This window comes from Aeromonas sp. V90_14 (genome assembly GCF_029967615.1).
Taxonomy (GTDB): Bacteria; Pseudomonadota; Gammaproteobacteria; order Enterobacterales; family Aeromonadaceae; genus Aeromonas; species Aeromonas hydrophila.
The window spans coordinates 169025-189464 of the sequence record NZ_JASCAS010000044.1 but is presented as its reverse complement, the minus strand read 5'-3'; the positions used below and the strand labels follow the sequence as shown (position 1 = coordinate 189464).

The window sequence follows — 20440 nt, the reverse complement described above, 5'->3', positions numbered from 1 at the left end:
ATTTAAAAATGATATAGAGTTCTTTGTTATATTGTTAACTTCATCTGGATATAAACTGATGGTTGTTTGTGGGGGAATTAAATCATAGTTATTTTGTATCTGCTCTTTCTCAACGTGATAGACTCCATCACCAGCCCATATCCGAATGCTCGTTGTTAACTTGCAATCTAAAGCGGCGTTTTTAGCACTAGCATTGGTAATTGATATCTTTATCCTGTTCCCATCGGGTTCTATGGCAAGTTTAAGAATTGGAAGGTATTCATACACTTCCAACCGCTGTTGAAGCGAGTTCGCTGTATCGACAGACTTTCTCGCATCTTTGCGTGCGAGCCATGCAACGATAACAGCGAATAAAGCTATTGCCGTGGTTACTAAATACCTCCAATCCATAGTTTCCAAACCTAATGCTGAAGTTTATTCTTAGCTATATTTATTGCTGGTCTATCATCTATTTTAATGCAAGAATAGCAGCGTAGAGAGTGAAGAATCCAAGAGTTGTGGTCCACACCCACTGCCAGTGCTTTAGATAAAAACTAACAATGTTCTTGGCTATTTTTGCAGTCCAGTGATATTCCGTGTAAATCATTGGCATGATATAGAATGAACCATCATTATCAAATTCATGTATCTTGACCTCTCCATTGTACCAATTTTTTATATGTTTAATCATATCGATCTCTAATGCGTATTAAAAAAATAAATCTGTCATTTATTGATTCCTGAGTGTGGAGGTTAAGCACTATAGGAAAAATCAACAGCCCTTAAGTAAACCCTACAAAAAACTAATTTTTATACATAGCTCCTTGTCTGACTTATGGGGTGAGTGTTTGGTAATATGATACCTCAAATGGTTCCTAGTGTTGAGTCAGTTGAAGGCTGGATAACGAGGGGAACACAGATTTGTAGGGTTGCCGTGGGGGGAGGGTAGAGCGGGAGAAAGGCGCCCGCTCAGGATGGGATGCGTCGGGCAGAAGCGATGGGCTCAGCCTTGTAAATATCGTCACGGTGGTACTCGAGGAATTCGGCCTGCTTGGGGTTGAACGGGCCGACATTCTTGGGAAGCTCAACGCCCCACTGTTGCAGAGCCTGCTCGATACAGGGTTCGGCACACAGTAGGTCACCGGCGTCTGTGAAGGTTATCCAACCCCGGTCGAACAGCTTGTCGATGTGAGGGGAGAGCAGCAGGCCGTTGTGGCCATCGAGGCGTTCAGCGTTCTCCTTGCACTGTGCCCAGGGCTTGATATGAGGCAATCAGCAGGACTTTGTTGGTGACGGAATCCTTTATCACTCATTTCAGCCACAGTTACACTTAATCGCAATACCAGAACGGTTTAATCGCTTTTAATCGTTTTTTTTAGAATTAAACAATGACTTAGTCTAGGAGGTGCAGGCAGGGATAAATCTAGAAAAAATAAGGGAAGAAATGAAAACAATGACAAAATTGACAATAGCTCTTATGTCGGGCCTTGCATTACACGTTCAAGCTGATGTCCTCACTCGCGATAACGGTGCGCCTGTAGGTGATAATCAGCATTCAACTACCGCCGGTGCGAATGGCTCTGTCTTGCTGCAGGATGTGCATCTCATCCAGAAATTGCAGCGTTTTGCCAGGGAACGGATCCCCGAGCGGGTTGTTCATGCTCGTGGCACTGGCGCCCATGGCGAGTTCGAAGTGACCCAGGCTATTCCAGAGCTCACTTCTGCCAGCTTATTCTCAGCCGTAAACAAGAAAACACCTGTTTTTGTCCGCTTCTCCACTGTTATTCATGGTCAACACAGCCCAGAGACCCTCCGGGACCCGCGGGGCTTTGCTACTAAGTTTTATACCGACCAGGGCAACTGGGATTTAGTAGGCAATAACCTACCGGTGTTCTTCATCCGGGACGCCATCAAGTTTCCCGATATGGTCCACTCTCTCAAGCCTTCACCGGTCGACAATATTCAAGATCCGAACCGTGTGTTTGACTTCATGAGCCAGGATCCGGCCTCTACCCATATGCTGACTCAGGTCTACTCCGACCTCGGTACCCCAGCCAGCTATCGCAAAATGGATGGCTTCGGCGTGCATGCCTACAAGTTCGTCAACGCCAAGGGTGATGTGCATTACGTCAAATTCAACTGGCGCAGCCGGCAGGGGGTGAGCAGTCTGGATCTAGATCAGGTTGCTAAGGTGCAGGGTCAGGATTTCAACCATCTGACCCGGGATCTGTATAGTGCCATCAAGGCCGGTGACTACCCGAAATGGGATCTCGCTATTCAGGTGTTAAAGCCCTCTCAGCTGAACGACTTTAGCTACAACCCGTTGGACGCAACCAAGGTGTGGGAGGGGGTTCCTGAGCAGAAGATTGGGACCATGACCCTCAATCGAATGCCTGACAATTTCTTCCAGGAAACCGAACAGTCGGCCTTTGCTCCGGCCAACCTGGTATCGGGTATCGAACCTTCTGAAGATCGTCTGCTGCAGGGGCGTCTGTTCGCCTACAGCGATACCCAGTTCTATCGCCTCGGAGCGAACCATCAGCAGTTGCCTATCAACCGCCCACTGGTTCCGGTTGTGAGTAACAACCAGGATGGTGCCATGAACATCGGCAAGACAATCAGCAATGTGAACTACGAACCGAGCAGCCAGGCACCTAAGACCATGGCAGCAGAGGCTCGTGCAGTCACGACAGCGTTAGAAGGGACTGTTCAGCAGAAGCAGATCGAGAAGACCGATAACTTCAGCCAAGCCGGCAATTTCTATCGCTCTCTCGATGCCAAAGGAAAGACCAATCTCGTGCGCAACTTGGCAGCCGATCTGGGTGCTGTGCGTGACAGTGCAGTGAAGCACAAGATGCTCGCGCACTTTTACAAAGCAGACAGTGAGTATGGTATGGCCCTGACTCGCGCCGTTAAGGGGGATGAGCAACGGGTCAAACAGCTCGCGACCAAACTGTAATTTTGCCCCCGCCAGGCAGGCGGCGGGGGTAACTCGGTAAGTCCTGCAGGGCCCACTTGTTCCTGCCTGCAATCATGAACCGGGCCTTGCAGGCATTATGTTGGAGGAGTGCAGGATGGTACCTAGCCGTTTGCTGCTGAGTCTGCTTGTTGCGCTGATGGGGTTGTCTGAACCCGCCTGGGGTAGCGAGCCGACAGAGGCGGAGCAATTACCGCCAGTCAGCTTGCAAGACTATTTCTTTGCAGCTGCTCGTAGCGGAGAGGTGAGTGTACTGAATGAATTTGTTAACGCTGGCTTCCCGATTGATGAGCGTAACGTGCAGAGCTACACGGCACTGATGATTGCCGCTTATCAGGGGCAAGCTGAAGCTGTTCACTCCCTACTCAAAGCCGGAGCTGATGCCTGTTTACGTGACAAACGGGGTCATACTGCTTTGATGGGCGCGGTTATCAAGGGTGAATGGCGCATTGCTAAAACCCTTTATGCTATCGACTGTGACATGAACAGCAATCGTCGACCCGATGAGCCTGTTACCGACAAGAACACCATGACGGCAGCTCAGTTTGCCGAGCGTTTCGGGCAGGGCGAGCGGTTTCGCGCTCTGGCCACAGGTGCAGGGAAAGGCAATTCCACCGAGGGGAACTCACCCTCGATGCAATAAAGTAAGGAGAAGAAAGATGAATAACCGACTGAGTAAAGTGATGCTTGCAGCAGTACTGGTAACCAGCGTCAATGCCACTGCAGCTACAGTGACAATGAAAGATCTGGCCAGTGGGGCTGTCGTTGGGCATGTCGAGTTGAGTGAAAGTCCTTATGGCGCAGTCTTTACTCCGGCGCTGTCCTCTTTGCCTGCCGGTCTGCATGGATTCCATGTGCACGCCAACGGGAGCTGCGACAGCAGTATGAAGGATGGGCAAAGCGTTGCGGGTGGCGCGGCCGGTGGTCACTATGATCCCCAACAAACTGGGCGCCATGGTGCCCCCTGGCAAGATGATGCCCACAAGGGGGATTTACCACCTCTCTACGTCGATGATGCAGGTAAAGCTGTCCAACCGGTGCTGGCACCGCGCCTTGCCCTGGCGGAACTGAGTGGTAAGGCCTTGATGGTCCATGCCGGCGGTGATAACCATTCCGATCACCCAGCCCCCCTTGGTGGCGGTGGTGCGAGAGTTGTCTGCGGTCTAATACCCTAACTTAAGAAAGTTGGACTTACTTTGCCTAATATTTACTGATCCACTAAAAGGAGGTTGTTCAACAACCTCTTTTACTATTATTTTTTTGAACTTATGTAGGTTTGTTATCTCTGGGTAGATAAATGTAATTATCTTCAGTGTAGCTATAAGTGAAACCACATCCATCTAGAATCCCAATTTTCATTATTCCAAGATATAAAAGACAGGTTAGAATAAACTTTATGTTCTCAATGGGGCTCATGTCGTTCATGTTGGTTATGGAAGTCATTGTTATAATGAGTGATTCGGCTTCTTCTGAACTTGAAAATAAATTTATAATACTGGCTATTAAGAAGGCGAGACAGTATTGCTCTAATTTATTGTTGGAGTCTTTTTTTTGCTGCTTTTCCTTAAATGCTTCATAAGCTACTGCATTGTTATTTTTTATTGCCATAGTTCTGAGTTCCCAGATGTTCTTTAGGTCTTTTCTTGGCTCCACAGCTGATGAGTTAGATTTGAAGAAATTTATAATGCCAAATGGTATAAAACTGACTATTGCGATAATTGAAATTCTTGCAGTTGCCACAATGAATGTAATGTAGAAACTAAAAAAACAAATAAATGCAAGCGCACTACCCATGGTAAATGTTTTATCTACTTCATTCCAGCTCAGTCTGAGCAGTGAGGCATTGCTATGTGTTATTAATGTGCTGTCTAGCATCAGAATAAATGTTCCAAGCAAGACAAAATACTTGAAGTCATCTATTTTTGATAAGAGTTGATTAGCTTCGTTAGCTACTTTTCCTAGCATAATTTATCACCAAATAACAGTCATGAAAATATAATGTCAGGATGAATTTAAATCCTGAGGCTCAGTAAACGTTAGTAATGGTATTTATACACTTGATTGCATAATTATAATATTTCAATCCAGAGTGAAATAATGCAAGTAATATTGGTTCATTAAGGATGTCTAGGCCCCATTTAGGTCAGTCATTTGTAATTCAGCTTGTAACTCGAACGTGACAGAGATTCTCAACAGTGGGTACCATTGCCAATGCCGGACCTAGGGAAGGGGTGAACAAGTGGATCGCACCTTCACCACGAACTCTTTGTCCGTATTTGAAATGCCCATCACTCCGAAAACCTGACTTTTTGCTGCAAGTATTCGGCTATTAAGCGCCATTTAGCCTCATTTTCGAGGCTTATCTCGATTTTTGGGCACAGCTATCCCATGCCCGTATCATCTGGTCCACGCGAAACAGATTCGCCAGCGTAAACAACATCGCCAGTTGGTTGTCGTTCTTGCGCAGCCCTTGAACCGCGCCTTCACAAAGCCAAACTGACGTTTGATGATCCGAAACGGGTGCACCACTTTGGCGCGGATACTGGATTTGAGCCTCTCAAAGGCAATCACAGCCTTGTTTTTTCGCGGATGCTTTTTGAGTTCCTTGAGCCTGCCAGGTCGCATCGCAATCGCCCATTGTGCCTTTACATCTGCCAGCTCTTCACGGTTTTCTACACCCTGATATCCTGCGTCAGCGAACACAAATGCCTCCTCGCCATGGAGCAGATTTCCCACTTGATTGAGGTCGTGCTCATTGGCTGCCGTGGTCTCCAGACTGTGCGTCAGGCCACTCTTGGCATCGACACCGATATGAGCCTTCATGCCGAAGTACCATTGATTGCCTTTCTTGGTCTGGTGCATCTCGCCGTCACGCTCGCCACGCTTGTTCTTGGTCGAGCAAGGGGCCTCAATGAGAGTGGCATCGACCAACGTGCCTTGCTTCATCATGATGCCGGCGTCAGAAAGCCATTGGTTGACGGCGTCGAAGATCTGCCGGGCCAGCCGGTGCTGCTCCAGCAGATGGCGGAAGTTCATGATGGTGGTACGGTCGGGGATGGCCTGGTCCAGTGAGAGCTTGGCAAACAGACGCATCGAAGCAATCTCGTAGAGCGCATCCTCCATGGCGCCGTCACCACTGTTGCATGCAGTGAATACGCAGCATGGTATCGAGTGGGTAGGGACGACGGCCATTACTTGCCTTGGGATAGACGGGCTCGATGACCTCCAGCATCATTGCCCATGGGAGCAACGCCTCCATACGAGCCAGGAATAACTCCTTACGGGTTTTGCGGCGTTTGCCATTGAACTCGCTATCCGCGAAGGTGAGTTGATGATTCATGCTGAACCTTATCAATGGCGCCAGGTGGGGCTCATGATCTCACGTCAGGGACTTGTTCGCACCTTCCCTAGTTAAACCATTGTGTTGTAAAAAAGCCAAGGCATTGCTCTGGCTTTTATTACACGTGATATTGCGTTCCTACTCTATAACTTCATATGGCTTTGCTTCATATTCTCTGTTGAGCGTACCATCGTATTCTGGGTCACCGTCACATCCAAACCAGCCGTATACATCACCGGTTGAGCTAAATGCAGAATAGCCACACTCATGTGGTGTTATTTTTGTTACATCTCCTTTGATGTCCCTAAAATTCCCTCTTAAAATTCTACCCCCAATCTCTTTACGGCCGACGGCAAAAAATTCACTGGAGTTTTTATTGCTAACTGAGAACGCAAAAGATACTGAATTTGAGGTAAAGTTTTTGTATGCCCCTTTCCCGATAGCATCGTATAGATTACTCTCCCAATTCGGGTTTTCTCCGGCATTGTAGTTAACTAGGTTTTCATCGGTTATCCACCAATAACCCCAAGTGGTCATATTACCGTTGCTATCAACACCAATAAAACCACCTTCATTACCATGAATGTCAGTTATAGTTTTATTTTGGATTTCATTATTGGGCTCTACAGAGTACGTATTGCCTCCAGAGAAGCCTTCCCCCCAAGTGACTGCTTTCCCATCTTTCTGTAGGGCAGCAAATGCACCATCGCTTGCAACTACCTTGGTCACATTCTTAGGGGGCTGAATTGCAGTCCAGGTTGTATCTTTGGTAAATCTGCCATTCACATATTCTCTTTTGTGAAGGCTATATTTGAATTCTCCACCATGTGCAGGATCACCCCATACCACTACGTCACCATTTTTTTTCAGTGCAGCATAGGCTTCATTGTTTGAGGTGAGGTCTACAACACTATCTAACGCAGGAAGGTTATCTGCATAGCTTCCCCATACGTAGACATTCCCTGTGTTGTTCAAGACTGCCATGCTGTACTTATGATAGATACTCCCATGAGATACCTGTGTAGATATAGCTTTCTTAATACTTCCAACCGCCTTTGATGTCAGAGGGATATCTACACCGAAGCCATAGGCATTGCCATCATCTGTTAATGCGATGAATCCCTTACTGAGACCATATAATGTAGTCACATGCCCTGATATAGCTACTTCTTCTCCTGGTTTGAATTCGCTTAAATTGCCCCAAAGATACACTTTGCCATCCTCAGATAGCGCCGTGAAAGCGTAATCAGATGCTGCAACCTGTTTAATTTTCTTGCTAGTTACTAACTCAGGAGCATCTCCACCTTGCTTATGATTCCCCCACGTTACGATCTTCCCGTCTTTGTCTAAGGCAATGAATGCTGATTTGTTTGCTGCTAGGGAAATAAAGCTTCGACTATCTGCAGCATCGGCTGGCAGTAGTTTGGTCCGTGCTTCATTTAAATTTGAGCCACTTGGAGCATTCCAACTAATGATCCTTCCATCCGACATGAGTATTGCATCACCAGATGGAGTTTTATGGTGAGTAACCGGAAAAGCCTTTTGGATAATTGTGTCGTATGACTCTGTTTTCTGGCCTTTAGCATTCTGCAAGTAGGCCGTTATTTTTATCGGATGTAAGTGGTCGTCACCAGTGAGCTGGTAACTACATGAATCACTAACCTTTTGTTTTTTGATCATCCATGAACATTTCAGTACAAGATTACTAGTATCTTGTAAGCTCGCATTATTAATGCTTAAATCTTTAATCTTGGCCTCGAGATATGAATTGGCATCGTAATTATCGGGGGATACTTGTATATTAAATTCCGAATTTTTTTCTTCAAATGTTCCGGCTGGAACTTGGGTATCTGTATTACTCGGTTGTGGTGGTACAGGCGCACCGGGTTGTGGCTGGTTAGTGCCATCAGCTACAGATGGAGCTGAATGATGTCCGTTCGGTACGAGAGAAATTCCAGGTGTTGGAACACTAGGTGTATTTTCATTTAAATTTGTGTTGTCGGATTGTTCGTTATTTTGTGTGTTTTGGGCGGTAGTGGTACTGGTGTCTTTGTCATTTGATTGCTTGTTATCATCGCTGCCGCCACCACCACAGCCAAACATGATGGATGTAACTAGAACTGGTAATAACAATCTCATTAATTATCCTCCATAGTTTAGGGATGGATAATTTAATCTCGTGATTAAATTGTGTAAAATATTATAAAGCTGTGATTTTCAGGCTGTAGGTGGTCGACTTGCGCTCTATTATTGAGGTGTGTGCCCATTTTTTGTGCGGTTAGGGATTCCTTTATTTGTATCATTTCACAATAGGGAGCTCACCAAGCGCTGTCGTGTATCTGGGGCTAAGGCTTTCACGCTTCATCATCCCTTCTCTGGAGGCCCGGCCGCGGGTTGCAAAGTAGATCTTGCCCAGCCGGCCATGATTGATCTTGTCAATGACCTGCATCAGCGCCTCGCTGCGCGGTGATTGCTGCTCCGCAGCGAACAGGTCGCCCTGCTGCATGTGGGCCGGGGTGATGTCGGCCAGCATGACGCCGCCCTTCTGATAACGTTGCTCATCGCGCCAGATCCGGGGAAGTAGTTGGGGGATCAGGGCCAGCAGCGCCCGGGTGTCATTTGTTGGCATGGCCAGCTTGGTGCTCACCTGGTTGCCGTAGTAGGGGGTCTTGTCGCTGAACGGACTGGTGCGGATGAACAGGGTGACGTGGCGGCAGCACATCCCTTCTCCCCGGAGCTTCTCGGCAGCACGCTCCATGTAGCCTGCCAGCGCCTGGTTCATGGGGCCGATCTGGGTGATGCGCTCGCCAAAGCTGCGCGAGCAGATGATCTGCTGCTTGGCCTGGGCCTCTTGCTCCAGCTCGGCACAGGGGATCCCCCGCAGCTCCTGCACCGTGCGCTCGACCACCACGCCATACCGGCGCCGCAGGGCCTTGGGATCGGCGGCGACCAACTCTGCCACTGTCTTGATACCCTGTGTCTCCAGCTTGGCGGTTAGCCGCCGGCCAATGCCCCAGACCTCCTCGATCGGGGTGATGGCCATCAGCCTGGCGCGCCGCCCTTCATCCCGTAGATCTACCACGCCCCCGGTAGCCGGCCACTTCTTGGCAGCGTAGTTCGCCAGCTTGGCCAGGGTCTTTGTCGGGGCAATACTCACCCCGACGGTGAGGCCAGTCCACAGTTGCACCCGCTCGCGGACTTGGCGGCCATACTCCACCAGGTCGCCCGCCCATCTCTCGCTGAGCTCGATGAAGGCCTCGTCAATGCTGTAGACCTCCACAGCCGGGGCCATCCCCTCCAATACGGTCATTACTCGGTTAGACATGTCGCCATAGAGGGCATAGTTGCTGGAGAACCAGATTCCACCCATTGCCTCAAAGAACTGGCGGATCTGGAAGTAGGGCACTCCCATCTTGATGCCGAGAGCCTTGGCTTCGGGGCTACGAGACACAACGCATCCATCATTATTCGAAAGCACCACGATGGGCCTCCCCTTCAAATCAGGCCGGAATAGACGCTCGCAGGAGGCGTAGAAGTTGTTCACATCAACAAGGGCAATGGCTGTAGGCATCGTTCAACCCAGCTTGGTCTTGTGGATCACGAAGGTGACGACTCCGAATATCTCCAGCTCCTGACCCTCTTGCAGATAGATGGGCTGGAAATCTGGGTTGGAGGGGAGTAGGGCAGGGATTGGTGTTTCCTGCAGTTTCTTGACAGTGAATTCGCCGTCCAGGCAGGCCAGCACCACGGCGCCGTGACTCGCCTTTACGGCTCGATCAATTACTAACAGGTCCCCATCATGGATCCCCTCTCCAACCATGCTGTACCCGCAGGCTCGCACGTAGAAAGTCGCGGCCGGGTGTTGAATACAAACTTGGTTCAGGTCGATGGTCTGTTCGACATAGTCCTGGGCTGGGGAGGGGAACCCGCATGCAGCAGGAGAAAGGTACAAGGGGATTTCCAGGGCCGGGGCGTCAAGGTCGGGAACTGCGTACATGTTTGGAGCTCTATTGTGCTGTATATAAATACAGTATAACTGTGCCCATGATGAAGATCACCGTGGAGCGATTGGCTCTAGGTCTTGGTTTAGATGGACATGCTGATGACACAACCTGTCACTTAATGACCAATGGAGCATTTAATAGACGCAATGGTGTGGCACAATTGAGGCTTTATTTGAACGTGCGGGCATAGGGATGAATAAGAAGCTGGCGGTTTGCTTAGGTGCATTTCTGGCGTCGTGGTTGAGTGTAGGCCATGCCGATGAGAGTTTGGGAAAAGCTAAGGCGCTGATTGAAAAGGGACAAGAACAAAATGATATCGCTCTATTACGAGAGGCTGTTGCCTTACTCGAACCAGCAGTGAAAAGAGGGGACTCCAGAGCACAGTTTGAGCTTGGTAGGTTGTATGCCGATGGACGTTATGCCACCCGTAACGGGCCGGAAGCACTCTCGTTGATTACCGCAGCAGCTGAACACGGTAATGCTGATGCTCAGCTTTACCTTGGGCAAACCTATTCAGGTATTTCTCAAGGGATCATTGAGGTGGACCGTAACAGCGAAGTCGGATTGAAGTGGTATGAAAAGTCAGCCGCTCAAGGTAACCCGCATGCTCAGTATGTATTGGGAGTCACATACTCGAGTAGTTACGAATCCGTTCATAATGATGAGGTCGCACTAAAGTGGTACCTTCGTTCGGCTGAGCAAGGGTATGTGTATTCTCAAGAAGCTTTAGGCAAAGTCTATTTATTTGGTCGTCTTGGGCAGAAGGCAGACAGAAGCAAAGCAGAACATTATTTGAAACTGGCTACTGCCCAGGGCTCGCAAGACGCCGAAGGAAAACTGAAAGTAATGCGTTGTTTGGATGGAGCTGATCCAACAGGTGATATCAAAGCCTTGATGCCACTATGTGAGAATGAGGATGCAGATCGAGGGATTGAATTGTGGATTGGCATGAATTGCCCTGCAACTGAGCTTGATAGTGCTGTCTCCGTCGATGCCTGTTTTAACAAGAAGCCAAAAGAGGACCCGGAAGCTAATTTTATTCGCGCGTTTACTTATGCGTTTGGCTATGGTCGCCCTGTTAATTTGGCTGAAGCATATGTTTATTTTTCTATGGCTGCATTACCATCTGGAGGTGAACGTGATTTAGCCGTATCATATAAGCAAGCTATCGAAACAGCTTTATCTCCAGCAGGTCTGACTGAGGCCAAGAAACGATTTGAAGAATTAACCAATGATAAAGGATAATTCAAAATCACTTTTTCTTAGCACAAAAGCAGACCACTGAGCCGATAGACCTCATCAATAAGTAAGCTTATAAGGTAGAAAAATGAGCGAATTTATCAAAGTGATCCTGAACCAACGTAGTCTGCGTGCGGCGTTACGTGAACTGACTTTTGAGCAGCTGACCGAGGCCAAAGAGAAGCTGGATGTGGTTTTTAAGGAACGTGAAGATGTCGAACTGAAGCTCATGCAAGAGCAGGAAGAGCGCCAGGCTAAATTGGCCGAATTCCAAGCAATGCTGGAGCAAGCAGGTATTGACCCAAACGAGCTACTGGGTGCAGGTGAGGGTAAAAGCACCAAGGGGACTGCTGCTAAGCGGACTCGTGCTCCTCGCCCTGCCAAGTACAAATACACCGAAGATGGTGTAGAGAAAACCTGGACTGGTCAGGGTCGCATGCCAAAGGCTATTGCAAAGGCAGTAGAAGGTGGCACAGCACTAGATAGCTTCCTGATTTGATCTGTTCCACCTGAAGGCCAAGGGTCATACCTTGGCCTTCAGGTTTTATTGTGCGTCACACCATGTCATAGACAAACGGTCTTGAAGCTTCAAAAGTGAACACCTTTGTTGTAAGGTGATTTCCATTTGAGGCAGGAAATACCTAATGTCCAAGCAGGCAGCCAAGGTTGGTAATATTGGCACTGACCATGATGGCTTTTATCCCACGCCCATCACTGCAGGTTCACCTGACGTCTTCATCGATGGTATTCCTGCGGCCAGGGTAGGTGATCCCCTTGCCCCCCACGATAAGCCAAATCATCCGCCGCACCCTCGCAAGATAGCCTCTGGTTCATCAACAGTTTTGGTTAATGGCAAGCCACTGGCGATGACTGGAAGCTCAGTGGACTGCGGTGGGGTGATTATCGGGGCAGGAACTGTGATTGTTGGTGATCAGTTCGAGAAGGTAGATTCACATTTCACACCTCCTGTAGTTGAGAAAGTTACTCCGTTTATTTTCGCGAAATCTAGTTCTGTCGCGCCAACAACGATCGAGGCCGCTACTAGTGCGGAGCCGCTTTCAATGTTTGGCAAAGCCGTGGTGCTAGCCCCAATACCTTCAAACCCCAAGTGAGGAGCTGCAAATGACTAGCGCCATAGCAGGAAGTGCGGTGAAAGAGGTCGCACTTGGGCGAATTTCAGGAAGTTTGCCCGCAGAGTTAGGGTCTTGGGCTCTTCGAACCAGTGGAGCAGCGTCAGGCGCATTTCTGATGGCTTTCTGGCCTTCCGATATGGGGGACGGCACTCTTTACACAGATGAGCAATTGAAGGCGATGAGCCGTGCTGCAACTCGTGTTCGATTCAGATTTATTGAAGATGAACAGGGGCGGATGCAGGTATATGGGATCCACACCAGCGCAGCATCTGGCATGGATTCTGTGCCAATCGTGCAAGCTCGGCAAGAAGGAAGTGCCATAGTCGCCGTGGTTCCTGGTGGGCCGACATTGACTTGGTACCCGGACAGCAGCGGTGAAGTGCCTGATGCCAGCAGTTATTATCCGGAACGAGATGGCATGGATGTGTCGAACATATTGGTTCGCCCCATCCCAGAAGCTCCAGATGCGGAGCTAGAGACGTTCCCAGCAAGCGGAGATAAGCTGGAAGATTGTATCATCACCTTCCCAGCATCACTGGGGGTCCCCCCGCTTTATTTGGTATTCAGTAAGCCTCCGGTTAAGCTGCTCGAAGTAGATACCTATCGTGGATTCCAAGGCAGACCCAGGTTGGGATCTCATGCAGACCACATGCCGTCAGCTGCTGCGGTAGAGAAGTACTTACGTAACCTCTATCCCGATATGAAAGCCAAAGATGTTGAGGCCATGAAAAAAGACGTTGCGGCTCTCATCATCCCTGCATCAGTTCACCAGAAGTGCAGCGAGACTTATGGTGGTAGAAATACCCCTATGCAGATTGATAATGACTCTAAAGATTTAAGGAAGGCTGTAGATAAAAACTTCAATATGGTAAAAAAATGTTTGCTTGACGAAGGATATGATGAAACAGAAATTGAGCAAGCAAGAAATAAGATGCATGAAGTTAATCAAGAACAAGGGTGGTATTGATGACAATCAATGTTAAAGAGTTGATTAATAGCCTTGGTAAGACTTATAACTCCTTGTTCGAAGCAGGGCAGATCCCATATAAGACTAAGCCCAAAGGGGACTCAGGCAGTCCTTTTCTTAATCTAAATATGATTAAGGAAGGCGTTATTTTAACATTTGATAGAAGTACAACATCTTTGATTGAGATAGGTTTGACCCTTATTGAAGAAGGTAAGGAAGGATATAAATTCCCAAATGAACTGCCACCTCCATTGAGGCAAGACATGTCACGTGCGGAGGTCAGGGCTGAGTTTGGAGAGCCAACATATTCCCATCCACCATTCAAGATAATTAAGAAAAAATATGGTGGCGTTGACTATTTTGAGCTTAAAAAAGGTAGCAGGAGTACAATGATGCTGCTGCACTATAATCTAGAACAAAAGGTGACGGATATCACATTTAAACCCGCAGATGGGTTTGAGTGGAAGCCGCTTTCTCCTGCTCAATTATTATGACTCTGATCAGGATTCAAGAAGCCCTGTTGTGCGTGGATGCATCGATCCTACTTCTGTTGACAGGCAGAGGGGGGGCAAATGACGGTTAATGTGCAGGCTCTAATCAATAGCCTAGGAATGACCTATGAGGCCATGATGGAGGCTGAATTGATCCCTTACAAAACCAAGCCAAAGGGTTACTCCGGGGATCCTGAGATAACGTTGAGTATGGCGAAGGAGGGCATTTTCCTTTCGTTTGACCGCTCATCTAGAAAGTTAATAGAAGTGGATTTGGAGTTGCTCAAAGAAGAGGGAAAACAATACAGGTTTCCGAATGCGCTCCCGGCTCCATTATGGGAAAACATGATGAAGGCAGATGTAAGGTCTACCTTTGGTGAACCTACTAACTCGCACCCTCCATACATGATTGTAAATAGAAAGAAGGGGGGGGACAGACCACTATATTTTTGAAACGGGTTCAAAACGAGTATCTATGCTACTCAGTTATAACCTTGATCAAAGAGTTACGATTGTAGGATTCAAGTCGACCGAAATGGTCCAATGGAAGGAACTTGATCCTTCGTTCTTACTGTAACTGCAGCTGAGTTCTCCCCAACATCTGTTGAATGTTTTTCTGTGGAGCGTTAGCATCTCTTAAAGATGGCCAGAGTCCCCCGGGACCTTGGCCTTTTCTATTTCTGGCCCGCCTCGTGCGGGCTTTGTCATTTCTGGGGGGAGGGATGAGTAAAGAGGAAGGGGTGGCAACGGCCGTAGTAGTTTCAGGGATGGTTAGATCACTACAGTCGCGATGTGTGACGGTGCTGCCGAGCGACTCTATAGCAACGCACAGAGTCGGTTTGCCCCATTCTGGATCAGTGGGTTGAAAAAAGTAACCGGAAGCGAGCTCTATGAGTGCTTGAGCCAAGATGAGTTATAGCGACGCACTACCAGCGAGACAAGTCCGAAGCCTGGCTGGTTGTCCCGGGTGTTAAAACTACCTAATTGACCCACTTGTTTTTGCAGCGATGGGAAAGTGACAAGCGCGGTTTTCTCCTAGGTGGCGTGATGCGCTTTATCGCCGAGCTCTCTTGCTGTTTCCATGAATCTCGGTGAGCCAACCTTGCTTCATTATCAATCATCACTGGAGTGTCATGACATTGATGCCAGGCTCAGGTGACCCTAGGGGGAGCGCTGTCAGCCGAGCGGGTTACGGAGCTGACCTCTTTACTAACCAAAGGTGCCTTGTGCCAAGAAGGTGAGACTTCACCGCTGGCGGTATTGACGGCATTGGCCAATATCGCCTGGATCGCACGTTACTGCCCGTCAACCAGGGGCTTGAGCAATTAATGAAAGGTTCTGCCGACTTGCTGGAGGCAGATGCTGGCTTTGAAGATCAGGATGCATTTCGCTTGTTGGCTTTACTGCTCGACAAGTTATTGCGTGGAGGGAGTGGCAGTCGTCAGGCCAAACCTGATGGACAACAGTAAGCGTCATGGAGCCGAGGGGGTGACGGCCAGATCCCCGAATAGCGGTGCCGTGGTACGTGGGCCATGCCAGCTGGCTGGATGTGGTAGAAGCAGATCTCTAGTGCTTCTGGCATGGGGACGATCCGGCAAGCGGCGAGGTATTGCTTGGCGTACTGCTGGGACGGGATGAGAGAGTGCGGCTTGTTTATGGTCTGCTGGTGAGTGCTTTCTACATGGGTGAGCCTTTCAAGCTCGAGTGAGGTTGTTTGAATGCTTCAGTAAGTGATTTAAATATAACAGTAAAATGAACTTCTGCAGTTTATGCCCACGAACTTCTGCATGTGGTGTTTCAAAAATGAAACACCTAGACGGGTCTGGCTTGGCTCTATTACGACAAAAACGGATGGAGTTCTGTCGGTTAAGTTGCTCGGACGAATACTGTTACTATCTGTAGCAATGCCCCTCAAATTGCACCACGTCCCAATTGTGTACCACTCTCATCAGCGTTAGAGACATAAACCCTTATAAATCAGGTTATTAAAAAAGACATATTGCAAAACGTGGAAGTAGAAGGTCGGCTCGCTGCCGGCGTGTGCTGTTTTGCTCATGTTGCTCGAGAGGGATATCCGATGACGGTGGCGCCTGGCGCCAGGGTGGGGGTGCTATGCACCTCGGTTGCCTGCATGGTAAACCATAGCGCAGGCAGAACGAAGGGCAGACCAGCCGGCTGCCGCTTTATTGGGCAGGCAGGCGTCAGTGGCAGGTGAAAATAGGTTCGGGGAATAGCTGAAAAGAGACAACCCCGCGTGCGGGGTTGTCTGCTGGACAGGCTTTCTGGTGGCGGGCTCAGTGGCAGAGCTTGTAGTAGACCTCGTTCCACTGCAGGGTCTGCTTGAGCTCGGGGATGCGGGTGTGCTCGTCGATCACCACGCACTCGATGCCCATGAGGTCGGCGAAGGTACGCAGTTGCTCGATATCCACCGACTGGGTGAACACCGAGTGGTGGGCGGCCCCGGCCAGGATCCAGGCCTCGGCGCTGGTCTGCAGGTCCGGCATGGGCTGCCATAGGGCGCTGGCCACCGGCAGTTTGGGCATGGCCTCTGGCAGGTCCACTACCTCGAGCTGATTGACTACCAGCCGGAAGCGGTTGCCCAGATCGATCAGGCTGGCATTGACCGCCTTGCCGGCGGGGGCCGCAAACAGCAGGCGGGCCGGGTCGGCCTTCTTGCCTATGCCCAGATGCTGGGCATCCAGCACGGGTTTATTGGCGGCGATGGAGGGGCACACCTCCAGCATGTGGGCCCCCAGCACCAGGTTGTTGCCCGCCTCCAGGTGGTAGGTGTAGTCCTCCATGAAGGAGGTTCCGCCCGCAAGACCGGCACCCATCACCTTGAGGGTGCGCAGCAGGGCCGCGGTCTTCCAGTCCCCTTCTGCCCCAAAACCAAAACCTTGCTGCATCAGGCGCTGACAGGCGAGCCCCGGCAACTGGTGCAGGCCATGGAGATCCTCGAAGGTGGTGGTGAAGGCGCCAAAACCGCCGTCGGTGAGGAATTGCTTCATCCCCAGCTCCTGGCGCGCCGCCTCATAGAGGGAGGCGCGAAGCTCCCCGCCTGCCTGCACCGCCTCGGTCAGGGTGTAGGTTTCTTCGTATTCGGCCAGCAGCGCCTCGATGTCGCTTGCGGGCACGGCGTCGATCACCTTCACCAGGTCGCCGACCGGGTGGTAGTTCACCTGATAGCCGAACTGGATCTGGGCCTCAATCTTGTCGCCCTCGGTGACCGCTACGTTGCGCATGTTGTCGCCAAAGCGGGCGATCTTCAGGTGGCGGCTGTCGTGAATGGCGGCGGCGACCCGCATCCAGTTGCCCAGCTTGCGGTGGGCCTCTTCATCCTGCCAGTGACCGACCACCACGGTGCGCGGCAGTCGCAGCCGGGCCCCCATGAAGCCGAACTCGCGGCCGCCGTGGGCGGTCTGGTTCAGGTTCATGAAGTCCATGTCGATCTCGCTCCACGGCAGATCCCGGTTGAACTGGGTGTGGAACTGCAACAGGGGTTTTTGCAACTGACTCAGCGCCGGGATCCACATCTTGGCGGGGGAGAAGGTGTGCATCCACACCATGAGCCCGATGCAGCGCTGGTCGTGGTTGGCATCACGGGCCACCGCGCTTATCTCGTCGAGGGTGGTGCCGGTGGGCTTGAGCACGATCTTGACCGGCAGGCCCGCGCGCTCGTTGAGCTGGCTGGTGATGGTATGGGCGTGATCGGCCACCTGCTTCAGGGTGGCGGCGCCATACAGGTGCTGGCTGCCGACCAGGAACCACACTTCCAGCTGTTTCATCAATTCCATCTTGGTGTCCTCTTTATGCTTTTGTCTGGCCGTAATAGGCGTGTTTGCCATGTTTGCGCTGGTAGTGCTTCTCCAGCAGGTAATCGGGCAGGGGGCGGGCCGCGGGGTTGATCTGGCCGGTGAGCCAGGCCATGCGCGCCACCTCCTCCAGCACCACGGCGTTGTGTACCGCGTCCTCGGCGCTCTTGCCCCAGCTGAAGGGGCCGTGGTTGGCCACCAGCACCCCCGGCATGGTGAGGATGGGGGTCTGCTTGAGGGTCTCGACGATGAGATGACCGGTCAGCCCCTCGTAATCCTCCTCCACTTCCCCTAGGGTGAGCAGGCGCGAGCAGGGGATCTCGCCGTGAAAGTAGTCGGCCTGGGTAGTGCCGAAAATGGGGATGGGGCGCCCCGCCTGGGCCCAGGCGGTGGCGTGGGTGGAGTGGGTGTGCACCACGCCGCCCAGCTCCGGATAGGCGCGATAGAGCACCAGGTGGGTGGCGGTGTCGGAGGAGGGGCGCAAGGCGCCCTCCACCTGCTTGCCCGCCAGATCCAGCACCACCATGTCTTCGAGCAGCATCCGCTCATAACTGACGCCGCTTGGCTTTATCACCACCAGGTTGCGCTCTCGGTCGATGCCACTGACGTTGCCCCAGGTGAAGGTCACCAGCTCGTGGCGCGGCAGATCCAAGTTGGCGACGAGCACCTGCTCCTTGAGCATCTTGAGGTTCATGCCGGAACTCCCCGGTTGTAGAGCGGCTCGGCGGCGGCGCCCCAGGCGAGGTAGCGCTGGTAGAGGCGCTCGTATTCGACGACCCGCTCAGGGTCAGGCTGGTGAGTGCGCTCCACGGCGCTCGCCATGTGGTGCTGGGCCTTGGCCACATCGGCGTGGATACCGGCCGCCACGGCGGCAAAGATGGCCGCCCCCAGGGCGCAGCACTGATCCGAGGCCACCACCTGGATGGGCCTGTTCATCACGTCGGCGCAGGTCTGCATCACGGTGGCCGACTTGCGGGCGATGCCGCCAAGGGCGATCACCTGCTCCACCGGCACCTGCTGACTGGTCATGCACTCCATGATGCTGCGGGCCCCGAAGGCGGTGGAGGCCACCAGGGCACCGAACAGATCGGGCGCATCGGTGCCGAGGTTGAGCCCGGTGACGGTGCCTTGCAGACGCTGGTTGGCGTAGGGGGTGCGGCGGCCGTTGAACCAGTCGAGCACCACCGGCAGGTGGGCCAGATCCCGCTGCTGCTCCCAGGCGGCGGCGAGGCTTGGCAGCAGCTCCCGCTTGTGGGCCTCGATGGCGGTGCGCAGCTCCGGATACTGGGCGGCGAGGCTCTCCAGCGGCCAGCCGAGCTGGCGCTGATACCAGGCATAGATGTCGCCAAACGCCGATTGTCCCGCCTCCAGCCCCACCATGCCCGGCACCACGCTGCCGTCCACCTGGCCGCAGATCCCGGCAATGGCGCGATCACCTATGGTGGCCTCGTCGGCGATCAGGATGTCGCAGGTGGAGGTGCCTATTACCTTGACCAGCGCATTGTTGCCGGCCCCGGCCCCCACCGCGCCCATGTGGCAGTCAAAGGCGCCACCGGAGATCACCACCTCGCAGGAGAGATGCAGCCGCTCCGCCCACTCGGGGGTCAGGGTGCCGACCGGCAGATCGGCGGTCCAGCTGTCGGTAAAGAGCGGGTAGTCGAGATCCTCGGTCAACAGCGGATCCAGCGCGTTGAGAAACTCGGCGGGGGGCAGGCCGCCCCAGCTCGGGTGCCAGAGGGACTTGTGGCCGGCGGAGCAGCGCCCGCGCCGGATGTCGGCCGGGGCCTGGGTGCCGCTCAGGATGGCGGGGACCCAGTCGCACAGCTCGATCCAGTTGCAGGCGGCGGCGCGCACCGCAGCGTCACTGCGGGAGACGTGCAGGATCTTGGCCCAGAACCACTCGGAGGAGTAGACCCCGCCGATGTAGCGGCTGTAGTCGGGGAACTGGCCGCCATGGCACAGGGCGGTGATGGCCTCGGCCTCCTCGATGGCGGTGTGATCCTTCCACAGCACGAACATGGCGTTGGGGTTGTCGGCAAACTCCGGGCGCAGTGCCAGCACTCGGCCCTCCTCGTCGATGGGGGCCGGTGTGGAGCCGGTGCTGTCCACCCCGATGCCACGCACGGCGGCGCGCTGACTCGGGGTGAGCTGGCTCACCACCGCCACCACCGCCTGCTCCATGGATTCCAGATAGTCGAGGGGGTGGTGGCGAAACTGGTTGGTGACCGGCTGACAGTAACGACCGGCCTGCCAGCGCGGGTAATAGACGACCTGGGTTGCCAGCTCGGCGCCGTCGTGGCAGCGCACGGCGAGTGCCCTGACCGAATCGCTGCCGAAATCGAGTCCGATGGTGATCTGCTCGGACCTGGGGTGCTCAGACATAAGTGCTCCTGACCATCAATGAGGGGTGACTGGGGAGGAACCATAGGAGATGGACTGGATGGGCGGTTAGCCATTGGCTGCTGGAAATATGGATTTAAACGCTATGCCGGCAAGAG

Annotated in this window: 19 protein-coding genes and 1 pseudogene; 10 read left to right on the top strand and 10 right to left on the bottom strand. The window is 52.1% G+C overall.

Features of this window, described 5'->3' with window-relative positions; genetic code table 11:
• Positions 1-399, bottom strand: a 399-nt coding sequence (locus tag QLG02_RS18555; protein ID WP_282465853.1) for a hypothetical protein, incomplete at its 3' end; no start/stop codon positions are given.
• Positions 400-948: 549 nt separating this feature from the next.
• Positions 949-1251 (bottom strand): HNH endonuclease, encoded by a 303-nt coding sequence (locus QLG02_RS18550; protein ID WP_282465852.1) that lies wholly within the window; start codon positions 1249-1251, stop codon positions 949-951.
• A 172-nt stretch (positions 1252-1423) separates the two neighbouring features.
• On the opposite strand from QLG02_RS18550, the gene QLG02_RS18545 reads away from it, so the two are divergent.
• From QLG02_RS18545 to sodC, 3 genes are all read left to right on the top strand, one after another.
• On the top strand, positions 1424-2938 hold the full coding sequence (locus tag QLG02_RS18545; RefSeq protein WP_041215965.1) for a catalase: 1515 nt from the start codon (positions 1424-1426) through the stop codon (positions 2936-2938).
• Positions 2939-3053: 115 nt separating this feature from the next.
• Positions 3054-3599: an ankyrin repeat domain-containing protein gene (locus QLG02_RS18540; protein ID WP_201354130.1), complete on the top strand. Its 546-nt coding sequence runs from the start codon at positions 3054-3056 to the stop codon at positions 3597-3599.
• A 16-nt stretch (positions 3600-3615) separates the two neighbouring features.
• On the top strand, positions 3616-4131 hold the full coding sequence (gene sodC, locus QLG02_RS18535) for a superoxide dismutase [Cu-Zn] SodC (protein ID WP_282465851.1): 516 nt from the start codon (positions 3616-3618) through the stop codon (positions 4129-4131).
• Positions 4132-4222: 91 nt separating this feature from the next.
• Here the strand turns inward: sodC and QLG02_RS18530 are convergent, their stop codons facing one another.
• The 5 genes and pseudogenes from QLG02_RS18530 to umuD all read right to left on the bottom strand — a co-directional run bounded on the left by QLG02_RS18530 (position 4223) and on the right by umuD (position 10293).
• On the bottom strand, positions 4223-4921 hold the full coding sequence (locus QLG02_RS18530) for a hypothetical protein (RefSeq protein ID WP_270828314.1): 699 nt from the start codon (positions 4919-4921) through the stop codon (positions 4223-4225).
• Positions 4922-5315: 394 nt separating this feature from the next.
• Positions 5316-6296 (bottom strand): annotated as a pseudogene (locus QLG02_RS18525) (IS5 family transposase).
• Positions 6297-6434: 138 nt separating this feature from the next.
• Positions 6435-8435 carry a hypothetical protein gene (locus tag QLG02_RS18520; RefSeq protein WP_282465850.1) on the bottom strand — a complete coding sequence of 667 codons (2001 nt, stop codon included), beginning with the start codon at positions 8433-8435 and terminating at the stop codon, positions 6435-6437.
• A 160-nt stretch (positions 8436-8595) separates the two neighbouring features.
• Positions 8596-9867 carry a translesion error-prone DNA polymerase V subunit UmuC gene (gene umuC, locus QLG02_RS18515; RefSeq protein ID WP_282465849.1) on the bottom strand — a complete coding sequence of 424 codons (1272 nt, stop codon included), beginning with the start codon at positions 9865-9867 and terminating at the stop codon, positions 8596-8598.
• Positions 9868-9870: 3 nt separating this feature from the next.
• Positions 9871-10293, bottom strand: coding sequence for a translesion error-prone DNA polymerase V autoproteolytic subunit (gene umuD, locus QLG02_RS18510; protein ID WP_135319953.1), 423 nt, complete (start codon positions 10291-10293; stop codon positions 9871-9873).
• A gap of 199 nt (positions 10294-10492) precedes the next feature.
• On the opposite strand from umuD, the gene QLG02_RS18505 reads away from it, so the two are divergent.
• The 7 genes from QLG02_RS18505 (at position 10493) to QLG02_RS18475 (ending at position 15599) form a co-directional block, all read left to right on the top strand.
• Positions 10493-11545 carry a tetratricopeptide repeat protein gene (locus tag QLG02_RS18505; RefSeq protein ID WP_282465848.1) on the top strand — a complete coding sequence of 351 codons (1053 nt, stop codon included), beginning with the start codon at positions 10493-10495 and terminating at the stop codon, positions 11543-11545.
• An 82-nt stretch (positions 11546-11627) separates the two neighbouring features.
• Complete coding sequence (locus tag QLG02_RS18500; RefSeq protein ID WP_045790062.1) at positions 11628-12038, top strand: H-NS family nucleoid-associated regulatory protein; 411 nt, start codon at positions 11628-11630, stop codon at positions 12036-12038.
• Positions 12039-12183: 145 nt separating this feature from the next.
• Positions 12184-12651, top strand: a complete 468-nt coding sequence (locus QLG02_RS18495; protein ID WP_135319951.1) for a type VI secretion system PAAR protein — start codon at positions 12184-12186, stop codon at positions 12649-12651.
• A 10-nt stretch (positions 12652-12661) separates the two neighbouring features.
• Complete coding sequence (locus QLG02_RS18490; RefSeq protein ID WP_282465847.1) at positions 12662-13639, top strand: S-type pyocin domain-containing protein; 978 nt, start codon at positions 12662-12664, stop codon at positions 13637-13639.
• Positions 13639-14133 carry a DUF6392 family protein gene (locus QLG02_RS18485; protein WP_135319949.1) on the top strand — a complete coding sequence of 165 codons (495 nt, stop codon included), beginning with the start codon at positions 13639-13641 and terminating at the stop codon, positions 14131-14133. The genes QLG02_RS18490 and QLG02_RS18485 overlap by 1 nt, the downstream gene beginning before the upstream one ends.
• Positions 14134-14211: 78 nt before the next feature.
• On the top strand, positions 14212-14583 hold the full coding sequence (locus QLG02_RS18480; RefSeq protein ID WP_282465846.1) for a DUF6392 family protein: 372 nt from the start codon (positions 14212-14214) through the stop codon (positions 14581-14583).
• 875 nt (positions 14584-15458) lie between these two features.
• Entirely contained in the window at positions 15459-15599 is a 141-nt protein-coding gene (locus QLG02_RS18475) for a hypothetical protein (protein ID WP_167825118.1), read from the top strand.
• A gap of 825 nt (positions 15600-16424) precedes the next feature.
• Here the strand turns inward: QLG02_RS18475 and araA are convergent.
• The 3 genes from araA to QLG02_RS18460 are packed head-to-tail and all read right to left on the bottom strand — an operon-like array spanning position 16425 to position 20324.
• Positions 16425-17924, bottom strand: coding sequence for an L-arabinose isomerase (gene araA, locus QLG02_RS18470; RefSeq protein WP_282465845.1), 1500 nt, complete (start codon positions 17922-17924; stop codon positions 16425-16427).
• A gap of 13 nt (positions 17925-17937) precedes the next feature.
• Positions 17938-18636, bottom strand: a complete 699-nt coding sequence (locus tag QLG02_RS18465; RefSeq protein WP_282465844.1) for an L-ribulose-5-phosphate 4-epimerase — start codon at positions 18634-18636, stop codon at positions 17938-17940.
• A complete protein-coding gene (locus QLG02_RS18460; protein WP_282465843.1) occupies positions 18633-20324 on the bottom strand; it encodes a ribulokinase in 1692 nt (563 codons plus the stop codon). Before QLG02_RS18460 ends, QLG02_RS18465 begins: the two co-directional genes overlap by 4 nt.
• Positions 20325-20440: the final 116 nt, after the last annotated feature.

Coding starts and splice junctions, on each gene's coding strand:
- QLG02_RS18545 (WP_041215965.1), top strand. CDS start 1,424: ATGAAAACAATGACAAAATTGACAATAGCTCTTATGTCGGGCCTTGCA.
- QLG02_RS18540 (WP_201354130.1), top strand. CDS start 3,054: ATGGTACCTAGCCGTTTGCTGCTGAGTCTGCTTGTTGCGCTGATGGGG.
- sodC (WP_282465851.1), top strand. CDS start 3,616: ATGAATAACCGACTGAGTAAAGTGATGCTTGCAGCAGTACTGGTAACC.
- QLG02_RS18530 (WP_270828314.1), bottom strand. CDS start 4,921: ATGCTAGGAAAAGTAGCTAACGAAGCTAATCAACTCTTATCAAAAATA.
- QLG02_RS18520 (WP_282465850.1), bottom strand. CDS start 8,435: ATGAGATTGTTATTACCAGTTCTAGTTACATCCATCATGTTTGGCTGT.
- umuC (WP_282465849.1), bottom strand. CDS start 9,867: ATGCCTACAGCCATTGCCCTTGTTGATGTGAACAACTTCTACGCCTCC.
- umuD (WP_135319953.1), bottom strand. CDS start 10,293: ATGTACGCAGTTCCCGACCTTGACGCCCCGGCCCTGGAAATCCCCTTG.
- QLG02_RS18505 (WP_282465848.1), top strand. CDS start 10,493: ATGAATAAGAAGCTGGCGGTTTGCTTAGGTGCATTTCTGGCGTCGTGG.
- QLG02_RS18500 (WP_045790062.1), top strand. CDS start 11,628: ATGAGCGAATTTATCAAAGTGATCCTGAACCAACGTAGTCTGCGTGCG.
- QLG02_RS18495 (WP_135319951.1), top strand. CDS start 12,184: ATGTCCAAGCAGGCAGCCAAGGTTGGTAATATTGGCACTGACCATGAT.
- QLG02_RS18490 (WP_282465847.1), top strand. CDS start 12,662: ATGACTAGCGCCATAGCAGGAAGTGCGGTGAAAGAGGTCGCACTTGGG.
- QLG02_RS18485 (WP_135319949.1), top strand. CDS start 13,639: ATGACAATCAATGTTAAAGAGTTGATTAATAGCCTTGGTAAGACTTAT.
- QLG02_RS18480 (WP_282465846.1), top strand. CDS start 14,212: ATGACGGTTAATGTGCAGGCTCTAATCAATAGCCTAGGAATGACCTAT.
- QLG02_RS18475 (WP_167825118.1), top strand. CDS start 15,459: ATGAAAGGTTCTGCCGACTTGCTGGAGGCAGATGCTGGCTTTGAAGAT.
- araA (WP_282465845.1), bottom strand. CDS start 17,924: ATGGAATTGATGAAACAGCTGGAAGTGTGGTTCCTGGTCGGCAGCCAG.
- QLG02_RS18465 (WP_282465844.1), bottom strand. CDS start 18,636: ATGAACCTCAAGATGCTCAAGGAGCAGGTGCTCGTCGCCAACTTGGAT.
- QLG02_RS18460 (WP_282465843.1), bottom strand. CDS start 20,324: ATGTCTGAGCACCCCAGGTCCGAGCAGATCACCATCGGACTCGATTTC.